Genomic DNA, 20773 nt, shown 5'->3' on the forward strand with positions numbered 1-20773 from the left:
GGATTTTGATTTAAAATACCTAAAAGAACCGAAAATCAACATGACTGATAAAAAGATTAAAACTCTAATTTATAGAACACCCTGCAAATAACCGGAGAAGACGGCCACAAGATAATAGCCCCATTTCTTCGGTATAATCTCTATAGTTTCTATAGCCTCTATAGTATCTATAGTTTTCAGAACTTCATGGCACAACTGATGATGACGTTACTGGTTTGTGCGTGTTTACCGTCGAGTGTGATGGCATCGAGTATGCCTTGCCTGTATCGTGCGTCGATGCCGTATCTGGAGTTGATCCAGAGTGCGCAGCCTATTTCTCCTCCTATGTCCCACTCGTTCCAGTCCTTGTACCATCTGCCTGTGCCTATGTCGCCGTTTACGGTTTGTTTGTAACCATCGACCACTATCCATGCATCGCGGCTACCTCCCACGTCGTAGGAGGCATATATGCCGATGTGCGGGTCGAGCGCCAGACGTGGGTTCTTGAGTGTGTATATTTTTCCTGCGCCTATGCCGATGCGTATGGCGTTGGCTTTTTGCTTGAAATTCAGATGCTCGGCACCATAGTCCCTTTCGCCGCTCTCCTGAAAGCCTCTTGAACTCATACCGATTTCTGCATTGCAGTAAAGACCGCTTGTGTTCAGTTTGTGCTGCGCACCGGTGGCGACGTCATATCCCGACTTGAATTCGGGTGATGGCGAACCAGTCATGCCGTTATATCCCCATCCGATGCGCCCGTAGAATGTGAGCGACTTGACGAACGGGTCGTTGCTCGCCTTGGCTATAAATTTCTTCACTTGTGCCTCCGATGTCAGGCACAACATGGCAGAGAGTGCCAGCAGTATAATGCTCTTGTATCTCATATTATATTGAAATTCAATGTAATGGGTGCTGTGAAAACCAATTCTTGATTCTTAGTACCGCAAAAATACATAAAAATAATGGTGTTTTGTCTTTCAGGCACTTAAAATCCATCCTGTTTGGTGCTATACCCCGCTTTCAGCCCAATCGGAGCGGTCGAGGTTGCGGTCAGCGAGGTCGGAGAAGTGCGCAGCTTGTATCTCTCATTTCAGGTCGATACTGTCGGGGGATTTTAGTGTCTGTTTTCGTTTTTATACTCGAAGCCATGTAACACTTACTTGTCATCGAATAGGCCACGAATCTGTTTGTCGAAATCTGAGTCAATCTTTTGCGTAGGATTGAAAAGCTTGTATTCCTCTTCAGCCTTTTGATCAGCTTCCTCTCGGCTAATCTTTCCTTTGTCGGGTAGGAGTGCATAACGTCGGAAGGTCAAAAACTCATTGACCGATGCTGCGAATTGCTCCATGCTGAAAGCGTTCTCGCGCTCTACGAGATCTTCTATGTAGTCGAAATAACCAGAAACGGCACGTTCCAAGCGACGAATTTCCACTTTTGGCAAGTAGTTTTTTGCTATCTTGGTGTCACTCAGCAAAACACGTCCATCCGGAGCATTCTTCCATGTCTGTAAGCCCATATCTTTCTTCGTATGGTCGGAACGTGTATAGATAATCTCTGGAGCCGTCTGTCCTGTGATGGCATAATGAAAGCGGTTTTGCACCATTTGGTAGAACTCTCTGGTAGTAGGTGAATTGCGGTCGTAGTCAAAAGAACATTCTGCATAAATATCCGTTATCTGTTGCCAAATACGTCGCTCACTGGCACGTATGCTTCGCACCTTCTCCAACAATTCGCGGAAGTAGTCTTTGCCAAATACGGCCGTGCCTTGCTTCAAGCGTTCTTCGTCAAGCACAAATCCTTTCCTGATGTACTCATTCAGATTTTTTGTTGCCCACTGACGGAACTTTGTGGCTCGCGCAGATGAGACACGGTAGCCAACTGCGATAATGGCATCTAGAGAATAGAATGCCGTTTCACTCTTTTGGGTCTTCCCTTCAATGGCACCATGCTGAGTGGTTATTTCCATTTTGGAAAAAACCACTTCTTTATCCAGTTCTCCTTCTTCAAAGATATGGTTAAGATGCTTGCTGATAGCAGGTATTCCTACGCCAAACAGTTGTGCTATCGCCTTCTGCGTAGCCCATATCGTTTCGTCTTTAATAACTACCTGAACCTTGCCTTCTTCGTCTGGTAACTGATATAATATGAATTGTATTTCGTTGTTCATTTTTATATAGTAATGTCATCCATTAAAAAAGAGGCGATATGTTTTCTATTTACTCCCAAATTAACTAGAATATCAATCTTCTCTTCTAAATGTTCTTCTTTGTCTTCTAAATCCTTAAATGAAATCTTCCATATAGTGTTATTATCTATTATAGTCCATATTCTTTTAAAATAAGGAAAATCAATATCATTTATAGAATGCCCTATTATTATAATTGTAGATATTTTTTGTAATGAAGAAAAGAATTCGTTGTTGGTAGTAATTATATTTTCTATTGGTTTTAAAGTTTTTTTAAAATAATTATTTTGTATGATTCTTTCACATTCAAATAACCTAATATCATCGAAATCATTTTCTACGACTGGTAAGACATCTAAATTATGTCCAAAAATTATGGAGTTAGGATTATCTGTTATACCATGAATATGAAGAATTTGTTCAGAAGATATTTTATAATAGTCCTCTAATGTTCTTGTATAATTAAAAGTTAAATAAATCGCTTTTTCATCCAAATCTAATCGTTTAGTTGCTGCTTTAATGTCTACAGAACAAATCCAATTGCTAAGATATTCTTTTAATTTGTTTGACAGAGAATCAAGTAAAGTCTGTGTCATGAATTGAACTCTGTGATTGTCTTCATCACCCCAATTATCCGAACCTAATGGTGTAAGATTGTTATTTATGTATTGCCATAATAAGTCTTGGTCAATCTCCTTGAGACCCTTTTCAAAATTTTCCCATAAAGAAAATGATTCAACCATTTGGTTATAATAAGTGGGAAACCAGTCAAAAAGTAGAAGATAGAATTCTTTATTATGATATTTGATGTATTTCCCAAAATCAAAAAAAGTTGTTGGTAAATTATGAAAGCAGTCAAACCCATTACCAATTATATATAAAGTCGAGGATTGCATTTTCAAGTCTAATTTATAGTAAAAAATTATTAGCCACTAGTGTCCACTTAATTATTGAGAAATGAAAAATAGTACATATATTGGTTATAAAAATGTCTTTTAACCCTTTTTTATGCCAATTCACTGGTGTCCCGTTAAAATTCGACATTATGAATTCTATCCGCTTTCGGAGCTATAAAAGCCCTAAAAACAATGCTTTTTATTCGCAAATTGCTGATTCTCAACATAGATGGTGTTTCAAATCGTCGCGCTTATATTTCACACATAAGACCTTGATATTCAACCGATAGCATGGATATAATCAAAATTTTACCGGACGCTTATGATGCCAATTAGCTAATTATCTAGAAAAAGAGCTTTTCAAGTCCGTTCGCATGTACTTGTATTGTAAGTTTTTTCAGCATTATATTGCATCTTTATATTATTTTAGTGGACAGTAGTGATTTTTAGTCATACTTAAAAACCTAGAACCCTTTTAGTTATTTCATAAGTTTCATTATCTCTTCCAGGTTGGCAATAATTATAGTCACAATTAACTGTACCTCCAAAAAATGATGAAAGTCTTTCTATGTTATGACTTGTGTGTATAATACATTCGCCTTCTTTGTTAATATAATCACGATTATTTACTAAAGCTAAACCTTCAGAAAAATCTTCTGCAGAATAGTAGATGGGTGGAATAGAAAATTCTAGATTTTCATTCAAAAAACCATACTTATTTCCTATTGATACCAAAGCTCTACCTTCGATAAAACAGTGAGCACAACGGAAAATAGGAGGACATAAAATTTTTCCATCTATCCTTTTAAAACCATATAGACCATTTTCTTTAAACGGTTCAGGGGGTTCTAATTCAATTAAACACTCCTGATTATACTTTTTACTGTTTGATAGCAAAACTTTTTTATAAGACTTTATAACATCATTGGGAGAATAAAAAACACATGGTAATAACTCATTTAGGTTATAATCAACTAATCCAAAACGTGTACCTTGTTGAACTACAGAAACATTTCCACAAAAATTGTATGCCCAATCGTATTTGTTAGGAATGAGGATTTCGTCTTTCCCTTTTGTAACAATAATGTTTCCTTTTGTGTCGATATAGCCAAATTCTGTATCATATCGTACTCTTGCTCTACCATTAGAAAAATAGTTTATCTCATTATACTTGCATTTAATTACCTCAACACTATTGATGTTAACATAGCCATAGCCTCTATGACTGTCATAAACAGGAATAAGCCCATCACAAACTTTAGAACCAATTATATCATAATTTTCACCCCATTTAAATGTTAGAAAGTCATCAGAACGATTTAGATTTTCTACTTTTTTTAATGAAATTGGGAAAAACACACCATTTGTATCTAAGAGTCCTTTATTTGATACAGCAATCCATCCTTTTGTAATTTTATCCATTTGAAAAAGATCGCAAGTGTAAAGGACTTTTCCTGTTCTAATATTTATGAGTTTTGTACCGTTGTCTACTATTGCGACACGTTCATCATAATCTTCAATCCCTTTGTATTTTGTTGGCAATACTTCCTTGCCATTCCCATTAATTAATCCATATTTTTCATCCAATTCTACTAAATATAACTTTTCTTTTTTTGATTCGAATATTTTGTAATTTATATTATCAAATATAGGTTCAACAATAATTTCACCATTTTTATTAGCTATGCCGTATTTACGTATAGGGAAACTTTTTTTATTGGCGATAATATCTTTATAAATTAAAATGAGATCATCAAAACTTTCCCATATTTTAAATGGAAGCTCAATTGTTTTACCAAGTGTATAACAGAGTTTATTCCCTCCTTTTTCAAAAAAGGGAATAGAATCTGTTTCAATTCTATTTAACGGGGCTAAGGTATTATCTTTTTTCTTTTTTTTCTTTTTGGGAATTATATTAATCTTTTTGCTTCTCATTGAATGAATATCACCTATATAAGGTGATATTGTCCCCGTTGTATCCATGTGAAAGCATTTTCCGTTTTCAGCTACTATAAACTTTTCATTTTCATTTATTATAAACCATTCAAAATTACTATCAAATGTAGAAGCCCAAACTTCTTCATAATCTATAATTTTTGATGTCTTGTCATTAGCGTTATAGATTAAATAGGAGTTAACTTTATCGAGTTGTGTCCCATGAATTCTTTTTCTAAATTTTGATCGAAAATTAGGCAACCTTAATAGGTAAATGCCTTTTAGAGTTTTAAAACTAAATTTCATAACAGTTTTTTATAATTCTATGTTTCAGCTCAATTGTTGCGCTATTTGGACTATATGTTTTACGCTCCAATAAGGTCTATTAAAGTGAATGCTTCTTTGAATATTTGGAAGATAGTGTAGAGAGTTTTATTGTGATATTGATTTGCATTTATTTTCATGAAAATTCTCTTTCTTATTTTGCAATAGCATATATGAGCATTCGTTGGCGTCATAAAATTAAAATAACGTGAGTTCGGCATAAGAAAATGTCGAAAAAATTGTGGTAGTGAGATTTTTATTGTATCTTTATTGCTGAAAATCAAATAATTAATAATAAAATCTCAACTCCCATGACAACTGCAAATTTAGTAGAAATTTATTGTATTTTTGACGAATTTTGTAAAATTTTCAATCCTGAACTAAAAAAACACCTTATTGCTGCTGATGGAAAACAGCATCGCAACCGTTCCTGCCGTGTTTCGGACGCTGAAATTATGACAATGCTGGTACTTTTTCATACATCCCATTTCAGAGATTTGAAAACGTTCTACCTCGGTTACATCTGCCAACATATGCGCAAGGAATTTCCAAACACGCTCTCTTATAACCGTTTCGTGGAACGTCAGCAAAAATTTTTACTGCATTTGCTCCTGTTCTTGAATACATGCGCCTTAGGTAAATGTACCGGCATGTCCATCATAGACTCTACGCCATTGTCTCCTGCCATATCAAGCGAGCACACATGCACAAGACCATGAAAGGGCTTGCGGCCAAAGGAAAGTGCACGATGGGATGGTTCTATGGATTCAAGTTGCATCTTATCATTAACGACAGAGGGAAAATAATACAGTGGATGCTGACACCTGGTAATGTTGATGACAGGGAACCGCTAAAAAAAGAAAAAATCACGAAACAATTTTCGGAAAACTTTTTGCCGACAGAGGGTATATAAGCCAAAGCCTCTTTGAGCAGCTGTTCATCGATGACATCCACCTTGTCACAAAAATAAAGAAGAACATGAAAAACTCACTGATAATATCTATGACAAAATCTGCCTCAGGAAACGTGCCGTAATAGAAACTGTAAACGATGAACTGAAAAACATCTGCTGCATTGAACATACAAGACATCGTTACGTCGACAATTTCCTGACGAATATGCTCTCAGCAATGATTGCTTACAATTTCATGCCGAAAAAGCCGAGTATGAACATAGAAATTATTGATAAAAGCAGACTGATTGCTTCTTAACTTATACCGAACTCACGTTAAAATACTATACGGGCATTGCACGCAATTACACTAGCTTGTGAACAATACGTAAACTCTCATCTTGCCTTCGCAGCCAATGCCTCACGCATTCTTTCCTTCAGCTTTCAGACTTTGTTATATTTCTCCAATATGCTGCTGCGTCTTTACTTTCAGTAAGAATGGTACAGACGTCGACTACTGGAAAAACCCTTTTCTCCTCCACGTCATCATACATGGCGCGAACTTTTTCTCTTCAAAGAGTTTTATTAAACTTTGTCATTCCTTTAATAAGGAAGTAGGTCATATAACCCAGGAATGTTTTAAATTCTCGTACATTCCATAAGTTTTGTCGGCTATTAGATTTCTTCTTTCTCTATACTTTTATTTTCATCCGTTTTCTTACGTGCCTACACCCCGTTTTCAGCCCAGTCGCTACGGTCGAGGTTGCGGTAGCTGATGGCTTCGGCGATGTGTTCGGACTGTATATTTTCTTGTGCTGCGAGGTCGGCTATGGTTCTTGCCACCTTGAGGATACGGTTGTATGCTCGGGCGGAGAGTTTGAGGCGTTCCATAGCCATGCGCAGTTTTTCCATGGACAGTGCGTCTAGTCGTGCATATTGCTGTAGCATGCGCTCTGTCATTTGTGCGTTGCAGTGTATGCCTTTGTGGGCTTTGTAGCGTTCCTCCTGTATATGCCTTGCCCGGATGACCCTCTCCCGTATTGCCGCCGACGGTTCGCCCGGTGCCATTTCTGCGAGGTCGGAGAAGGGCACTGCCTGTATCTCGCATTGCAGGTCGATGCGGTCGAGCAGTGGTCCTGATATCTTCGACATGTAGCGCATGATTTGTCCAGGTGTGCAGTGGCACTCGTGTGCCGGGTCGTTGTGGTAGCCGCAGGGGCATGGGTTCATGGACGCCACGAGCATGAATGAGCAGGGCAGTGTGGCAGTGTATTTTGCTCGGCTGATGGATATTTCGCGGTCTTCGAGCGGTTGTCGCATGGTTTCGAGTGCCGTTTTGGAGAATTCGGGGAATTCGTCGAGGAAGAGTACACCGTTATGCGCCAGACTGATTTCGCCCGGCTGGAACGACATGCCGCCACCGCAGAGTGCCACGTCGGAGATGGTGTGGTGTGGCGAGCGGAAGGGTCGCTGTGTGATGAGGCTCGTGTGTTGCTTGAGTTTTCCTGCCACACTATAGATTTGTGTGGTTTCGAGGCTTTCTGCGAGTGTGAGTTGCGGCAGTATGCCTGGCAGTCGCTTAGCCATCATGCTTTTTCCACAACCGGGACTACCTACGAGGAGAATGTTGTGTCCTCCCGACGCAGCCACTTCGAGCGCCCGCTTCACGTTTTCCTGACCTTTCACCTCAGAAAAGTCGAGCGGATAGTCGGTCTGTGCTGCATAGAAATCTTCGCGTGTGTTCACAATGGTTTGTGTGAGGGTAGGGTTGCCATTGATGAAATCTACGACATCAGTGATTTTGCTTGCTCCGAACACTTTGAGCCGGTTCACCACTGCTGCCTCTCTTGCATTTTCTGCAGGAACGATAAGGTTTTCGTATCCGTTTTTTCGTGCGAGTATGGCAATAGGAAGTGCTCCTTTGATGGGCCGTACTGAACCATCGAGTCCCAGTTCTCCCATAAACATAGTTTTTTCAAGCGCATGTATGTCAGCCATTTTTGCCGCAGCGATGAGGCCTATGGCGAGTGGCAGGTCGTAGCCAGAACCTTCTTTTCTGACGTCGGCAGGTGCGAAATTGGCAGTAACGTAGTTGGGCGGGATTTTGTAGCCTGAGTTGGCGAGTGCAGATTTCACGCGCGTCTGGCTTTCTTTCACTGCATTGTCAGGCAGTCCTACCATGATGATGCTTTTCTGCTCATCGCTTCTGATGTTTGAAGAGAGGTCAACTTCTACTACTATTTCGAGTGCTGTCAGTGCGTTGACTGCTGCTGTGTGAACTTTTACGAGCACGACTGTATATGGGTTAATGTGTGGGTTGTGATAAATCTCTATTTGAGTTGTTTCAGTCTGTCGGGGAGTTTGGCGTCATCGACGTCGCGCTCCACTATTCTTCCGTTGCTTCCGATAAGAATGTTTCCTGGCACGTACGTTATGCCGAAGTTCCTGACATTAGGCGAGTCGAATGCCATTTGGTCGCATAGGACAGGCGAAACAATGGAGTCTCTCTCCACGTGTTGTTGCAGTGTGCGTGTGTCATAGTCGAGTGCTATGACGAGTATGTTGAAATTTCTGTCCGGCATTCTTTCGAGATTGCGTATGGTCTTGAGTGTAGAGACGAAATGGTTGCTCCATGAGGCTGTGAAGTAGAACAATGCAGGTTTTCCTGCGAAATTGTCCTTCGAAACGATGTTGCCGTCAAGTGTTTCTCCGGCAAATTCGGGTATAGTCATTCCTTCCGAGCCGGCAATTCTGGCTTCTGCGAGAGGCACCATCGTCTTTACTGCATGGTTCTTTCCTTGTGCGTTCTGCAGTTTTTCGATGAGTTCCTGTGCTTGTATGGGGTTGACATCTTTGTTTTCGAGGAAGTACTCCCGGAATACTGCTATTGCGGTGAGCGACTTGATGTTGTCGTTGATAAACTGCACTGCAGCGAGTCGTTTTTCCCTGTCGCTTTTTTGCAGGTTTTTCAGTCTGAATTCCGTGAGTTGGTCATTCATCTCACTACCATGTATTTCTATTTCAGCGAGTTTTTCAGCCGATGCCTTGAATGTGATTTCCTTGTCGGGTTCTGCGATGAAACTTACCTGCGAGAAACTGGGCAATAGTAGTGTCATAACGATGGGCTTCTTCAGCGGAATGTCTGTTTCGAACTTTCCGCCGGAGATGTGGATGGTGTCCACTCTTGAAAAACTTTCGTCTGTGGAATAGATAAAGCAGTCAGCCTCCTTTACCTGTGAGATCTTTCCCGAGAGCCTCACATGCCCTTCCGGCACACCACATGAGCAGAGTATCAAGGTGATGATGCCCGATAAGAAAATATATAAGTGTTTTTTTCCCATTGTGTTGCAAATATAGTGTTTTTGTTGTGATTTTTCTGAAGGTTGCGACAGGATGTTAATGCTTTATTTCTTTGAATTCAAGGTCCTTTTCCACGTGTCCTTTGAGGTGCCGGTCTATTTTTATAGCATCGTTGAGCAACATTGTTGCCTGGTTAATCTTATTTTGCCTTGCTGCACAGATGGCGAGCAGATAGTTTCCTGTGGCATCTATGGTTGGCAATTCGCAGAGCACTTCCTCTGCTTTCTGATAGTTGTGTATGAGGATGTGTGCGAGTGCTGTAGTGGTAGATTTGTTGTCGGCGAGGCAGGTCAGAGCTTCCTTATAGTTTCCGAGTGCTGTTTGCAAGTTTCCGAGTGCTTCGTTGTATTCGTCTGTCGTGGTAGCCTTTTTGAGGTGTTCTATCGCTTTTTTGTAGTGGTTGCATGCTATTTCGAGCAGTGCTGCATTGAGGTTGGGTTCCGGTGCGTCGGGTGCTACTTCAAGTGCTTTTTCAAGGAACGTTCTTGCCTGTGCAGTGTCCGCTTCGTGAATGGCGAGTGCTGCAATGTTGTTGGCTGGCCGATAGTCATCGGGAAAGAGGTGCACTGCTGCAGCATAGATATTTTTCTTGACCTGTAGGTTCCTTGTTATTGCTGCAGCATAGAGCAGTTCATCGGCAGAGAGGTTTTCTGGGTGGTTGATGCTCAGTCTCATGATTTCTGCGTCATTTTTCCCTATGAGCAGGCGGCTGTCGTTTTGTCGGTTCTGCCTGATGTATGGCAGGACAATGCTTATGAGGTTGGCATAGTCGTCACCGAATGCGGCAATTTGTTCTTCGCACTCCTCTGCTGTTCTTGCTGTTTCGATGACTTGCTTCATCTCATCTCCATTCTCCACATTGCACATTTCGATGAACTTCTTGAAAGTGTCCCAGTCTGCAGGTGAGAATCGCGATACGCTGCCTGCTGTGTAGAGTCCTTCGTATTGGCTGAAATTGTATATGGGTAGTTCTTCCTCGATGTGTCGCAGTGTAAGGATGAAATCATTGATAGACGTGGTTCTCAGAGAACTTCGTCGGGTATAGATTTCGTGGTGCAGTTTCTTGACAAGTTGCAGTTGTCGGTCGGAAATGGCTTTTCTGAACTTGTCCTGTGCCATGGCTGTGTTTGCCGTACAAACTGTTTTTTGTATGAGTGTGGACGTGGCTATGGTTCCCTCTGCTATTTTTATTTCGGGAATATCGATGCTTTTTTTGCCCACTTTTGCATCGAAGTGTAAGAAGAGTTCGCAGCGTTGCATTTCGGGCTTGTACTCAAAAACATCGCGTATGCTGAATGTCTCCTCTATTTTTCGGTTTATAGTCCGGCAGTTGAGTTTTCCTTTCTCCCCTTGGAAGGTGATGGTGCTGCCGTTGGTTTGTCCGCCTTCGTAGCGGAGCAGTGGTGTCATGTTGACTACTGCATTCGGTGGCATTGTTCCTTTGTGAAAATGTCCGAAAATGAGCACAGGTATTTCGTTTCTGACCACTTCCAGCGGTGATGTCTTAGCCGCGAAATCGCTTTCGGTAAATTGCAGTGTCTTTCCACACGACGATAGCAATGTCAATGCAAGGAGGAGGCAAGCAATGCTTTGCCACAAGTATGAGCGAAAGTGCAAAGAGGCGTTCATACCTTAAAATATCGATGAAATGGCTTGTTTTTATGCAATTTCCTTCTTTTTCTTTTTGCCTGGCGGTTTGATGAGCATCCACACCCCGATGATGATGAAAGGAATGCTGAGCATCTGTCCTTGATTGAGCCCTATGGCATTTACCATATCGTTCTCCCAACCTTCCTGTACCTCTTTGAGGAATTCGATGAAAAAGCGGAAGATGAAGATGTATGCCAGGCAGAGTCCGCAGAAGAATCCCGTTCCGGCTGTCTGTCTATGCCATTTGTAATAGACATATAGGCTTATGATGAATAGTATGAAATAGGCTATTGCTTCGTAAAGTTGTGCGGGGTGTCTTGCAAAGTCCTCGCCATTCTGTACGAAGATGAACCCGATTGGTGATTCGGTGGTTTTTCCTACTATTTCGCTATTCATGAGGTTTCCGAGCCTGATGCAGCAGGCGGTAATAGGTGTGGCTATGGCGATGTTGTCCACCACCGTCCAGAGCGGTACTTTTACCACCTTGACATATATCCAGAGTGCAATCATAAGCCCCAGCGTCCCGCCATGGCTTGCCAGACCTGCATATCCCGTGAATTTCCAACTGCCATCGTCCATCTTGTGCATGGGCAGAAAAATTTCCAGCGGGTGGCTGAGGAAATAGCCCGGTTCGTAGAGTAGGCAGTGTCCGAGGCGTGCTCCGAGGAGGATTCCTACGAAACAATAGAGGAAAAGCGGTTCAAACTTGCTGTCCTCAATCTTTTGGTGCTTGTATAGTTTGAGTACAACGAAGAAAGCGATGGCAAGTCCCAAGATCCAGAACATGGAATACCACCGCAGTTCAAATCCTCCGATGGAAAGGATTGTTTTGTTGGGGTCCCAGATGATGAATGAAAACATATAGTGCGGTATGTTCTAAAGGGTCAGAATGAGAATAATGAGCCGTAATATAAAAGTTACACGTTGAACCTGAAATGCATAATGTCGCCGTCCTGCACGACATATTCCTTTCCTTCGATGTGCAGTAGTCCTGCGTCGCGCACTGCTGCTTCGCTGCCCAGACGTATATAGTCGTCGTATTTGATGACTTCTGCGCGTATGAAGCCGCGTTCGAAGTCGGTATGTATCACGCCTGCGCATTGCGGTGCCTTCCATCCTTTGCGGTAGGTCCATGCCTTCACCTCCATCTCCCCAGCAGTAATGAATGTCTCGAGGTTGAGCATCCTGAAGGCGGTCTTTATCAAGCGGTTGCAGCCGCTTTCGGTGAGGCCGGCATCTTCGAGGAACATTTGTCGTTCTTCGAAACTTTCGAGTTCGGCGATATCCGCCTCTGTGCGTGCTGCCACAACGAGTATTTCCGCCCCTTCGTCCTTCACTGCCTCGCGTACCTGTTCCACGTACGCATTGCCAGTTGCTGCAGAGGCTTCATCCACGTTGCAGACGTAGAGCACGGGTTTTGTGGTGAGAAGGAAGAGGTCGTGAGCCGCCTGTTGTTCTTCTTTCGTGTCAAATTGCACAGTGCGTGCGGACTTGCCCTGAATGAGTGCATCGTGATAGGCTTTCAGCACGGTGTATTCAACTTTTGCGTCCTTGTTGCCGCCCATGGTGGCAAGTTTCTCTACTTTAGAGATTTTGCTCTCGATGCTTTCAAGATCTTTGAGTTGGAGTTCTGTGTCGATGATTTCCTTGTCGCGCACAGGGTCAACACTGCCGTCTACATGCACCACATTTCCATCGTCGAAGCATCGCAGCACGTGTATGATGGCATCCGTCTGCCGGATGTTGCCGAGAAACTGATTGCCGAGTCCTTCGCCTTTCGAAGCGCCTTTCACTAGACCCGCAATGTCCACTATTTCCACCGTCGCAGGCACGATGCGTCCTGGATGGACTATTTCAGCCAGCCTGGTCAGACGTTCGTCGGGTACAGTGATGACACCCACGTTGGGTTCAATAGTACAGAACGGGAAATTTGCTGCTTGTGCCTTGGCGTTGCTCAAACAGTTGAAGAGAGTTGACTTGCCCACGTTAGGCAGTCCTACTATGCCACATTGTAATGCCATTTCCTTTATTACGATTTATTCATGCAAAATTACGAAGGTACGCGCGATTGGCAAAAGGAATTTGGAAAAAACGCACTTTTGTGGCAAGCGTGAAGAACTTTGAAAAAGTTTGCAGTACCAGAACGACAAATGAGACGGAAAAAATGTCGATGGGAGCAAATGCTGTCACATTTTTGGGTTCAAAGACAAGAGTTATACATGAAAATAGACAAAAATTAACAAATTAAGCGTGATTTTGTAAAATAAAGTTTGCAAAAGTTTGGTTTATTAAAAAAGACCTTATATATTTGCAGTGTAATTCAATTCCTCGAAGCGTTGAGGATTCCAAATTTTATTTCGTTTTGCCTGCGTGCAGGTTATGCACAAAGGCAATGTCTTTTCATCTTACAATAATACCATCTATGGCCGTCCAGATGTGAAATCTCGACGGCTTTTTTTTGTGCATATCAATTAGTTATAGTTTTTCTGTACGGATACTAAAAAGAAATCTCCCGATTTCATCGGAGAAACCGGGAGATTTAGATGAGTATATGTATTTCTGTTATAGAAATTTTCTATAGGATGCCGAGTTCTCCGACAAGGAAGAGTGTTCCATAGCCAATAATGAGACTTATGGCACCTACGATAAGTCCGATTTTTGCCATGTCTTTCTGCTGTACGAGGTTTGTGGAGTAGGCAATGGCGTTTGGCGGTGTGCTGATGGGTAGCACCATGGCGCTACTTGCAGCCACTGCGATACCTACGAGTACCACTGTTGTGCCACCAATAGCGGCGAGTGAGTCGCCCATGCCTGCGCATACGGTAGAGAGGATAGGCACGAGGAGGTTGGCTGTTGCAGAATTGCTGATGAAGTTGGACAGTGCATAACAAATCAGTCCTGAAATGATAAGGATTACGATTGGCGACCATTGCGCGAATGGCAAAGCCTTGACCGCTGCTTCAGAGAGTCCTGACTGCTTGAGTGCTCCGCCCAATGCGAAACCACCCGCCACCATCCAGATGACAGACCAGTTGATCTCCTCCAAGTCTGCGCGTTTGATGACGCCTGCTATAGCAAAAATAGCCATTGGAATAAGTGCTACGGTATTTGCATTTATACCAGTTATTTTATCAAGCATCCAAAGTAAGATTGTTATAACGAACGTAATGATAACCACGATAGTCTTCACACCCGGTTTCAGTCCGCTTTCTATTTCGATTTCGATGGTTTTCTGTGTGAAGGGGAACAGTTTGAGCAAGAGGAACCATGAGATGAAGAGAACGATGATGACCACGGGTATCATAATCATCATCCATTGTCCAAATCCTATTCCAAGATTGAGTTCGTTGAGTTCTTTGAGTGCTATGGCATTCGGTGGTGTGCCGATAGGTGTTCCCATACCACCGATATTTGCTGCGATAGGTATGGAAAGCGTCAGTGCTATGCGTCCCTTTCCTTCGGGTGGCAGTTGTCGGAACACTGGGGTGAGAAATGCCAGCATCATTGCTGCTGTAGCCGTGTTACTGATGAACATGGAGAAAAGTCCCGTAATGACGATGAAACCGAGCAAAACGTTAGAACTCTTCTTTCCGAATGGTGTGAGGAGAACGCGTGCTAAATAGGTGTCGAGACCAGTCTTTGTAGCCGCAATGGCAAGGACAAATCCACCGATGAAGAGCATCACGGTGGGATCAGCAAAGGCGCCCATCACTTTCTTATAGTCGAGTAAATGTTCGGGGTCTGCCGTTTGGAAAGACAAGAAAGCACTGTCGCTACATGTGAGCAGCAGCAACACCATTATCGCCACGGACGTTGCCCATGAGCTCACCACCTCGAAGATCCACATGAGTGTGGCGAAAGCGAAGATGGCAATGACACGTTGCTGAACTGCTGTCAGTCCCGGAATGCCAAAACTGTCGGCAGGCAGGTTCCAGAGCGTGAGTGTAACAACGAGGATAATGGCACTGAAAATAGCCTTCTTAATCAGTTTGCCTTCGCTCTCGGGTTTATCGTGCTTTGCCTTGTGGTAAGCATCGAGCAAATGGAAACCATGAAAAATCTTAAACATGTGTCTGTAATTTTTTATTTTGTCTTTTCGAAGCGCAAAATTAAATGTTTTTGAATAAAAAGATTTTTATTGCAAAGCAAACATTCCAAAATACGCCCTTTTTTGGTGTGGAAGGTGATAAAATGTAAACTTAAGAATACAACTTCAGTTCATTGAACATGTTATCAGGTCGTTCGTTCTGTTTCTGCTTTTGCGTTTTCAGCGCGTCTTTGCTATTGTTCATAAGCATTCAGAGGCATTGTCTCAGGCTATGGGCTTTCAATCCGTTTTTCTGGATACTAATAAAAGAACGTGATTTTTCGTATTTTTGCGAAATATTAGATTCAAATTCTTGAAAAATGGGAAAGAGGGTATTCAAGTCGAAAGTAGATGCGTGGCTCATCATAGTGATGGTTGCAAGCACGTTGTTGGTTGCAGGCGCATGTTTTTCCATAGATAACTCAGAGTTGTTGGCTTATATCATCAATATAGTCCTTGTGGCAGTCATGGTGTTTGTCTTTTTCGCAATTTTCAATATCAGGTATGAGGTAAGCGAAGACACACTTTTTGTAAGGAGTTTTATTTTACTCTCATATACCATACCTGTTGCTGATATTCGCGAGATACGTGCCAGCAGTTCATGGCTGGCTTCTCCTGCAGCATCGCTCGATCGTTTGGAAATCAGATACAGTAAACGCAGAACTATTCTTCTCTCGCCCGCAGACAAACAGGGATTTATTGATTGTTTGAGAGGCATCAATCCTAATATAGTTTGCAAGAACGAATAGGGATCTCTTATTCAAAATAGCAACCTACTGAAAACAAATCTATAAAACGTCTCAATATATTAATAGAGCATACCTTAATAATTTTTGTTTCGTATTTTGGGTGTCCCAGCGACGATGTAGAGAATACAGTTATGGCGGGTAATGTCATTGTTTTTCGAGTTTATTTTGGTTCAAAAACGCTTGATGTGAAAATTTTAACATTTTTTAACAGGGGGGGGGTATTTTTTTTAATCTTATAACTCTATTTTTGTAATTGGGACAATTAAACATTAAAAGTACGATTATGAAAAAACTATTCAATTTTATTAGCGTGGTGGCGTTATTAGCGTTCTTTTCATGCGGTGGAGCCACTTTTATCACACCAGACAAAAATTCCGTTGATTTTGCAATAGAGGGCGGAGAACAAACAGTGAACATCAGCACAGATGGCACTTGGGAATTGATGACGTCGCCCGACTGGGTACAGACGGAGGTTAAGGATAGCGTGTTGGTGCTCAAAACGACCCGTAATGAGACTGGCGCTGTTCGTAAGGGGGACGTTGTGCTAAAGGGCAAAGAAGATGTTGAGATCACTATCAAGGTGACTCAAGCCACCAAGTGTACCCATATCACACCTTCAAATGACAAGTTAGCATTTGAAAAAGAAGGAGGAACAGAAACCGTAGATATAGATACTGATGGCGAAATTCAGGTTAAGTCAGAAGCATTTGAGACATCTTATGAGAACGGCGTACTTACAGTAACTGCACCAGCAAATGATGGAGGTGCCAAGTATGGTGATGTTGTTTTAACCGGTGATGACCAGATGGCAGTAATTCACGTGAGCCAAAAGGGTAATATTTGCTCCAAATGTGGCGGTTCAGGAAAAGTGAGGTGTTCAAGGTGCGGAGGAAGAGGTTCCTATGATCAGCATTTTGACGGACCTCCTTTCGGTGCAACTAATGGATGTACCAGATGCGGTGGTTCTGGCTCTGAAGCTTGGGCTGGACAAGGTGCAGCGGATAGAAGTACACTTCGCAGGGGTAGCGGTCGAATGAGATGTCCCAGTTGTGGAGGGCAAGGTCATTGACTATAGAAGTAACAATAAACTATCTGTGTCCACTATGATAGAATTATAGAGACTCATAGCTGATAAGTACAAGTGTTAGGGAGAATGCATTCATTTATCTTACTTTTTGAGATTGATATAGCATTCTTCCTAACATTTGGTTTTTATGCAGAAAGCACGTTTACTTGGTAGTAATAGAAAAATACAGAAAGAGGAGAGGTCTTCAACGATTTTGGCGACAACCCCTTAACCCAAGTTGAATAATTGATTATATAAACCACGGGCAAAGCATTTTAATTTGCTTCGCCCGTGTTTCTTGTTTGTTTGGTTAGTTCAGGGATACGAGTAATTATTCGTATCTCTTGAGGAACTCAACGTTCTTTCTTTCTGTGCTGTTGAAGCTGGCAGATGCCTCGCCCATTGAGAGATAGCCGTTGTACCATGACTTTCTGCTGAAATGGTTGATCATTGCAGAAGTCTGGAAGGCATAGTGGTGGCGTGCATAGATGGAGTTTTTCATCACTTTGATTTCGTATCTCGACATATTACTGATGTCATCATACGTTGCAAGTCGATAGGATAGCCAGTCGTACCTTGAAGAAGGGTCATAGCCGGCTCCTCCGCCGCGTCTTGGTGCAGGAGGGTCTGCTCTTGGTGCACGTGGTTGTACTACGGGTTCCTGTTGTGCTTGACGTGCAGCCTTTTTTGCTGCTTCTGCTCTGGCTTCTGCCTCTGCTGCCTTTGCTTCTGCTTCTGCTGCTTCCGCTTCTGCCGTTCTTGCTTCAGCCTTTGCAATTCTCTCCTTGGCGCTGTTATCTTCCACTACTTCAGTTTCTGTTTCGGTGGTGGGTTCTTCAACAACTTCTTTTTCAGCCTTTTCAGCCTTGCTGCTTTCAGTTGCTTCGGGAGTGGATGAACCCTTGTCGCGTTGCAGGAACGGGAGTTTGTCGCAAGATGTCAGACTGATGCAAAATGCTATTGCTGCAATAGCAGTAAGCATTGTCAATGGTTTTCTGAATAGTTCTTTGTGGGTCATGATGAAAAGTATAAAAAGTGTGATTAGAATGAGAATTCAAATTTGAAACGTATGCCCCATCGGTGAGTGTCGGGGTTGCTCAGGTATGTGAGTCGACGGAAATACTCTATGCGGAAGAACTTGAACACGTTGTGCACTCCGGCATAGACTTCCACATAAGGTTTCGAACTGTTAATGCTTCTCGAGAGGTATCTGAACTCTCCGTTTTCGTTGAATCGTCCCGGGAAGAAGAACAGGTCTGGATCGTCAGGATTGACGAAGGGATCGTTCTTCGATGTGAGATGCCCCCAAAGCACGTTGCATCCGAAGAGTTCGCGCCACTTGAGTTTACGGATGAGAGGAATACGATTCAGTATTTTTCCGTTCATATCCCATGATCCGAAAAACGAGAGCGCTCGGTCGCTGAGGAATTCCATGTTGTCAACGAGGCTGAATGTGCCGTCCTCCATAAAGTAGGAAAGGTCGGCTGAAGGAAGGATGAGGTATGGATAAGGCACCTTGTTCCATTGAATGTCGCCTCTGAGGAGGAGGTCTATCTTACCCCAAGAGCCCACCCAGAAGCGTTTGTAGATGGATGCTTCGGTAAGGTTTGAGGCATGTTCTGAACTCAGTACATTTTTGAACCCGAATCGGTGCTTGAACCGCAGAATCGGTGCATCGTAATTAGATTCATAGCGATTCTGCTTCGTGTTGATCCATGTAACGCCCGGCTGGTACTGAATGCCAATTTCAGCCTCACTCTTATGTATGTACTTGATGTGGTCTGCAGGATTTTGGCTTGGTCCTATGAGATTTGTTGGCTGGAAGAACATTTCGAGTGTGGGTTCCATGCGCTCGTGGTATAAGCCACCCCAAATCTGTAAGCCGTTACCCCATTCTTTTACATAATTGATGTCGAAAGAGCGGACATAGTACATGTGGTCGATGGTTGTCCATTTGAGGGCCTTGAACACATTGTCTTTATCCGGACCAAGGAATTGGTCGCTCGGCGAAATGACATCATCCTTGAAGGCGAATGTGAGGTTGTGGCGTGGGAACTCATGTGGGCGATATGCTTTCTTGTTGAAAGAATATATGGTTTCCAACGCGCCTTTCCAACGGTGGTCTTTTACGCCGTATGCCATGTAGCCTTTGAAGAAAAGGTGTGGGTTGAGGTTGGCAGTGGTTTGTGCAGAAGCTCTTAAACGTAGGCCTTCAACTTTGTTCGATGAAATGGATGAAACCACAGGACCTATGTCAATTTTGCTTGGTGTTTTTTCGCTACCCGTTTCGATGAAGTTTTCCATCACAGCCTGAATGATAGGCATAATGACTTTATACCCTTTCGCTTTCTTTACAGAGGTTACCACACGATTGACAGCCTCTTCATCGTTGTTCAGATTGTTGGCACGCCTATCGTCCCAGAATTGCTCGTCACGCATCAAGGCATTCGCCTCCGTTCGTGTGTCACCATCGAATTTGAATGTGCGGTCGGGGATGACACCGAAGTCGAAGTGGGAATAGTAGTTGTCGCGCGTAACCTGGAACTTATGAAGGAAGTTGGTGAGTTCCATCTGGATAATCATCTCGTCCTGCTCGATGACGTGTTCTCCTGTGGGCAACTGCGCATAGGTCTGTATAATCTGCATATCCTTCACGAAGTTTACGTCGGAGCGGTAAGGAATACCCATCTTGAGGTGTTTTACCCGGTAGGACGAATCGCTCACCACCACGTACAGATGGCCGCTGAAGCCAAAGTCTTGCGAATTGTTCGGCGTGAATGTTACGTCCACGCAGCGGTCTGTTCCTATGTTGATGGTGTCGCCCAGGAAATAGCGGTAGAATCCGATGGCATTCTTTGACGAGATAGGACTAAGGAAGGGGTATTGCAGCAGTCTGATTTCGTCCTCGTAGATGTCCACATCGGTGAAGCAGTCCTTCAGTATTACGTTGAACATTTCTCCTGTTGACTTGAGGATATCTTTGAGTCCCTTTGTACGCTGACCGGTAATGATGGTTTTCTCAGTGTTGGTTTTCTTTCGCCATACTTGTGTGGACGAAGTTTCGTCTATGGATATGGGGAGGGTGAGTTTTCCCGTAGCGTTGCACACTTCGAGACCGTCCTTCATGAAACTGAACGGCTTCATGATGCCACTCTCGAACGACTGCTCCGTAACCTCGTTGAATGCAAAGACCATCTTTGTGTACTTCTCGTAGGAGAAATAGTCGTGGCTATGGAGGTCAGTCTGCTTCTTGTTAGCAATGACCTTCTTCATCAGTTCCACCGCAGGATTGTTCTTGCGGTCGTACTTCTGTTTCTTGCCTTTGACTATAGCCTTTCCGCCAGTATTCTCCAATGGTAGCAGTGTTACCTCTATGGTATCTTTCAGGTGCTTGATGGAGATGGTTTTGGCATTATAGCCCACGCATGCCACGTGGAGTTTGCTTCGCTGGTATTCTTTTGTGAATTTACCCTCGAAGTCGGTCTGTGAGATCACGCCGTCGTCGAAGAAAACGTTTGCCATAACGACAGGCTCGCCGGTAATTTCATCTATGACTGTGCCCACGATAGTTTTCTGCGCTTTTGCTACGAGCACAGACAAGAGGAGTACGGTGAAAATCAGAGACTTCTTCAATGTCGCAAATTTTTTTT

15 protein-coding genes and 1 pseudogene are annotated in these 20773 nt (G+C 43.0%); 4 read left to right on the forward strand and 12 right to left on the reverse strand.

What is annotated here, in order from left to right; all coding sequences use genetic code 11:
* Nucleotides 1-176: 176 nt before the first annotated feature.
* From C7Y71_RS07270 to C7Y71_RS07285, 4 genes are all read right to left on the reverse strand, one after another.
* A complete protein-coding gene (locus C7Y71_RS07270) occupies nucleotides 177-863 on the reverse strand; it encodes an outer membrane beta-barrel protein (RefSeq protein ID WP_111898263.1) in 687 nt (228 codons plus the stop codon).
* Nucleotides 864-1135: 272 nt separating this feature from the next.
* A complete protein-coding gene (gene rhuM / locus C7Y71_RS07275; protein ID WP_111898262.1) occupies nucleotides 1136-2146 on the reverse strand; it encodes a RhuM family protein in 1011 nt (336 codons plus the stop codon).
* Nucleotides 2147-2148: 2 nt separating this feature from the next.
* Nucleotides 2149-3060, reverse strand: a complete 912-nt coding sequence (locus C7Y71_RS07280; protein ID WP_111898261.1) for a bacteriophage abortive infection AbiH family protein — start codon at nucleotides 3058-3060, stop codon at nucleotides 2149-2151.
* A 456-nt stretch (nucleotides 3061-3516) separates the two neighbouring features.
* The gene (locus C7Y71_RS07285) at nucleotides 3517-5301 is read right to left on the reverse strand and encodes a WG repeat-containing protein (protein WP_111898260.1); all 1785 of its coding nucleotides are present in this window, start codon (nucleotides 5299-5301) and stop codon (nucleotides 3517-3519) included.
* A gap of 329 nt (nucleotides 5302-5630) precedes the next feature.
* Between C7Y71_RS07285 and C7Y71_RS12220 the strand changes: the two genes are divergently transcribed.
* Together C7Y71_RS12220 and C7Y71_RS12225 are read left to right on the forward strand one after the other, a co-directional pair.
* Nucleotides 5631-6038: a hypothetical protein gene (locus tag C7Y71_RS12220; protein ID WP_394366600.1), complete on the forward strand. Its 408-nt coding sequence runs from the start codon at nucleotides 5631-5633 to the stop codon at nucleotides 6036-6038.
* Nucleotides 6035-6530: pseudogene (locus C7Y71_RS12225) on the forward strand (IS982 family transposase). The gene C7Y71_RS12220 and the pseudogene C7Y71_RS12225 overlap by 4 nt, the downstream one beginning before the upstream one ends.
* A gap of 407 nt (nucleotides 6531-6937) precedes the next feature.
* Here the strand turns inward: C7Y71_RS12225 and C7Y71_RS07295 are convergent.
* The 6 genes from C7Y71_RS07295 to C7Y71_RS07320 form a co-directional block, all read right to left on the reverse strand.
* Entirely contained in the window at nucleotides 6938-8503 is a 1566-nt protein-coding gene (locus tag C7Y71_RS07295) for a YifB family Mg chelatase-like AAA ATPase (protein WP_111898259.1), read from the reverse strand.
* 38 nt (nucleotides 8504-8541) lie between these two features.
* Nucleotides 8542-9552, reverse strand: coding sequence for a TlpA disulfide reductase family protein (locus C7Y71_RS07300; RefSeq protein ID WP_111898258.1), 1011 nt, complete (start codon nucleotides 9550-9552; stop codon nucleotides 8542-8544).
* A 55-nt stretch (nucleotides 9553-9607) separates the two neighbouring features.
* On the reverse strand, nucleotides 9608-11200 hold the full coding sequence (locus C7Y71_RS07305) for a tetratricopeptide repeat protein (protein WP_146739399.1): 1593 nt from the start codon (nucleotides 11198-11200) through the stop codon (nucleotides 9608-9610).
* Nucleotides 11201-11230: 30 nt separating this feature from the next.
* A complete protein-coding gene (lgt, locus tag C7Y71_RS07310; protein ID WP_111898256.1) occupies nucleotides 11231-12082 on the reverse strand; it encodes a prolipoprotein diacylglyceryl transferase in 852 nt (283 codons plus the stop codon).
* 56 nt (nucleotides 12083-12138) lie between these two features.
* Complete coding sequence (ychF, locus tag C7Y71_RS07315; RefSeq protein WP_111898255.1) at nucleotides 12139-13242, reverse strand: redox-regulated ATPase YchF; 1104 nt, start codon at nucleotides 13240-13242, stop codon at nucleotides 12139-12141.
* A gap of 554 nt (nucleotides 13243-13796) precedes the next feature.
* Nucleotides 13797-15290, reverse strand: coding sequence for an SLC13 family permease (locus tag C7Y71_RS07320; RefSeq protein ID WP_111898254.1), 1494 nt, complete (start codon nucleotides 15288-15290; stop codon nucleotides 13797-13799).
* A gap of 338 nt (nucleotides 15291-15628) precedes the next feature.
* On the opposite strand from C7Y71_RS07320, the gene C7Y71_RS07325 reads away from it, so the two are divergent.
* Together C7Y71_RS07325 and C7Y71_RS07330 are read left to right on the forward strand one after the other, a co-directional pair.
* A complete protein-coding gene (locus C7Y71_RS07325) occupies nucleotides 15629-16057 on the forward strand; it encodes a PH domain-containing protein (protein WP_111898253.1) in 429 nt (142 codons plus the stop codon).
* A 310-nt stretch (nucleotides 16058-16367) separates the two neighbouring features.
* Nucleotides 16368-17126 carry a BACON domain-containing protein gene (locus C7Y71_RS07330; protein WP_146739397.1) on the forward strand — a complete coding sequence of 253 codons (759 nt, stop codon included), beginning with the start codon at nucleotides 16368-16370 and terminating at the stop codon, nucleotides 17124-17126.
* A gap of 328 nt (nucleotides 17127-17454) precedes the next feature.
* On the opposite strand, the gene C7Y71_RS07335 is transcribed toward C7Y71_RS07330, so the two are convergent.
* Nucleotides 17455-18141, reverse strand: coding sequence for a YARHG domain-containing protein (locus C7Y71_RS07335; protein ID WP_111898251.1), 687 nt, complete (start codon nucleotides 18139-18141; stop codon nucleotides 17455-17457).
* A gap of 23 nt (nucleotides 18142-18164) precedes the next feature.
* Nucleotides 18165-20756: a DUF5686 family protein gene (locus tag C7Y71_RS07340; RefSeq protein ID WP_226943413.1), complete on the reverse strand. Its 2592-nt coding sequence runs from the start codon at nucleotides 20754-20756 to the stop codon at nucleotides 18165-18167.
* Nucleotides 20757-20773: the final 17 nt, after the last annotated feature.

It is taken from the genome of Pseudoprevotella muciniphila (assembly GCF_003265305.2).
Lineage (GTDB): Bacteria > Bacteroidota > Bacteroidia > Bacteroidales > Bacteroidaceae > Alloprevotella > Alloprevotella muciniphila.

Coding starts and splice junctions, on each gene's coding strand:
- C7Y71_RS07270 (WP_111898263.1), bottom strand. CDS start 863: ATGAGATACAAGAGCATTATACTGCTGGCACTCTCTGCCATGTTGTGC.
- rhuM (WP_111898262.1), bottom strand. CDS start 2,146: ATGAACAACGAAATACAATTCATATTATATCAGTTACCAGACGAAGAA.
- C7Y71_RS07280 (WP_111898261.1), bottom strand. CDS start 3,060: ATGCAATCCTCGACTTTATATATAATTGGTAATGGGTTTGACTGCTTT.
- C7Y71_RS07285 (WP_111898260.1), bottom strand. CDS start 5,301: ATGAAATTTAGTTTTAAAACTCTAAAAGGCATTTACCTATTAAGGTTG.
- C7Y71_RS12220 (WP_394366600.1), top strand. CDS start 5,631: ATGACAACTGCAAATTTAGTAGAAATTTATTGTATTTTTGACGAATTT.
- C7Y71_RS07300 (WP_111898258.1), bottom strand. CDS start 9,552: ATGGGAAAAAAACACTTATATATTTTCTTATCGGGCATCATCACCTTG.
- C7Y71_RS07305 (WP_146739399.1), bottom strand. CDS start 11,200: ATGAACGCCTCTTTGCACTTTCGCTCATACTTGTGGCAAAGCATTGCT.
- lgt (WP_111898256.1), bottom strand. CDS start 12,082: ATGTTTTCATTCATCATCTGGGACCCCAACAAAACAATCCTTTCCATC.
- ychF (WP_111898255.1), bottom strand. CDS start 13,242: ATGGCATTACAATGTGGCATAGTAGGACTGCCTAACGTGGGCAAGTCA.
- C7Y71_RS07320 (WP_111898254.1), bottom strand. CDS start 15,290: ATGTTTAAGATTTTTCATGGTTTCCATTTGCTCGATGCTTACCACAAG.
- C7Y71_RS07325 (WP_111898253.1), top strand. CDS start 15,629: ATGGGAAAGAGGGTATTCAAGTCGAAAGTAGATGCGTGGCTCATCATA.
- C7Y71_RS07335 (WP_111898251.1), bottom strand. CDS start 18,141: ATGACCCACAAAGAACTATTCAGAAAACCATTGACAATGCTTACTGCT.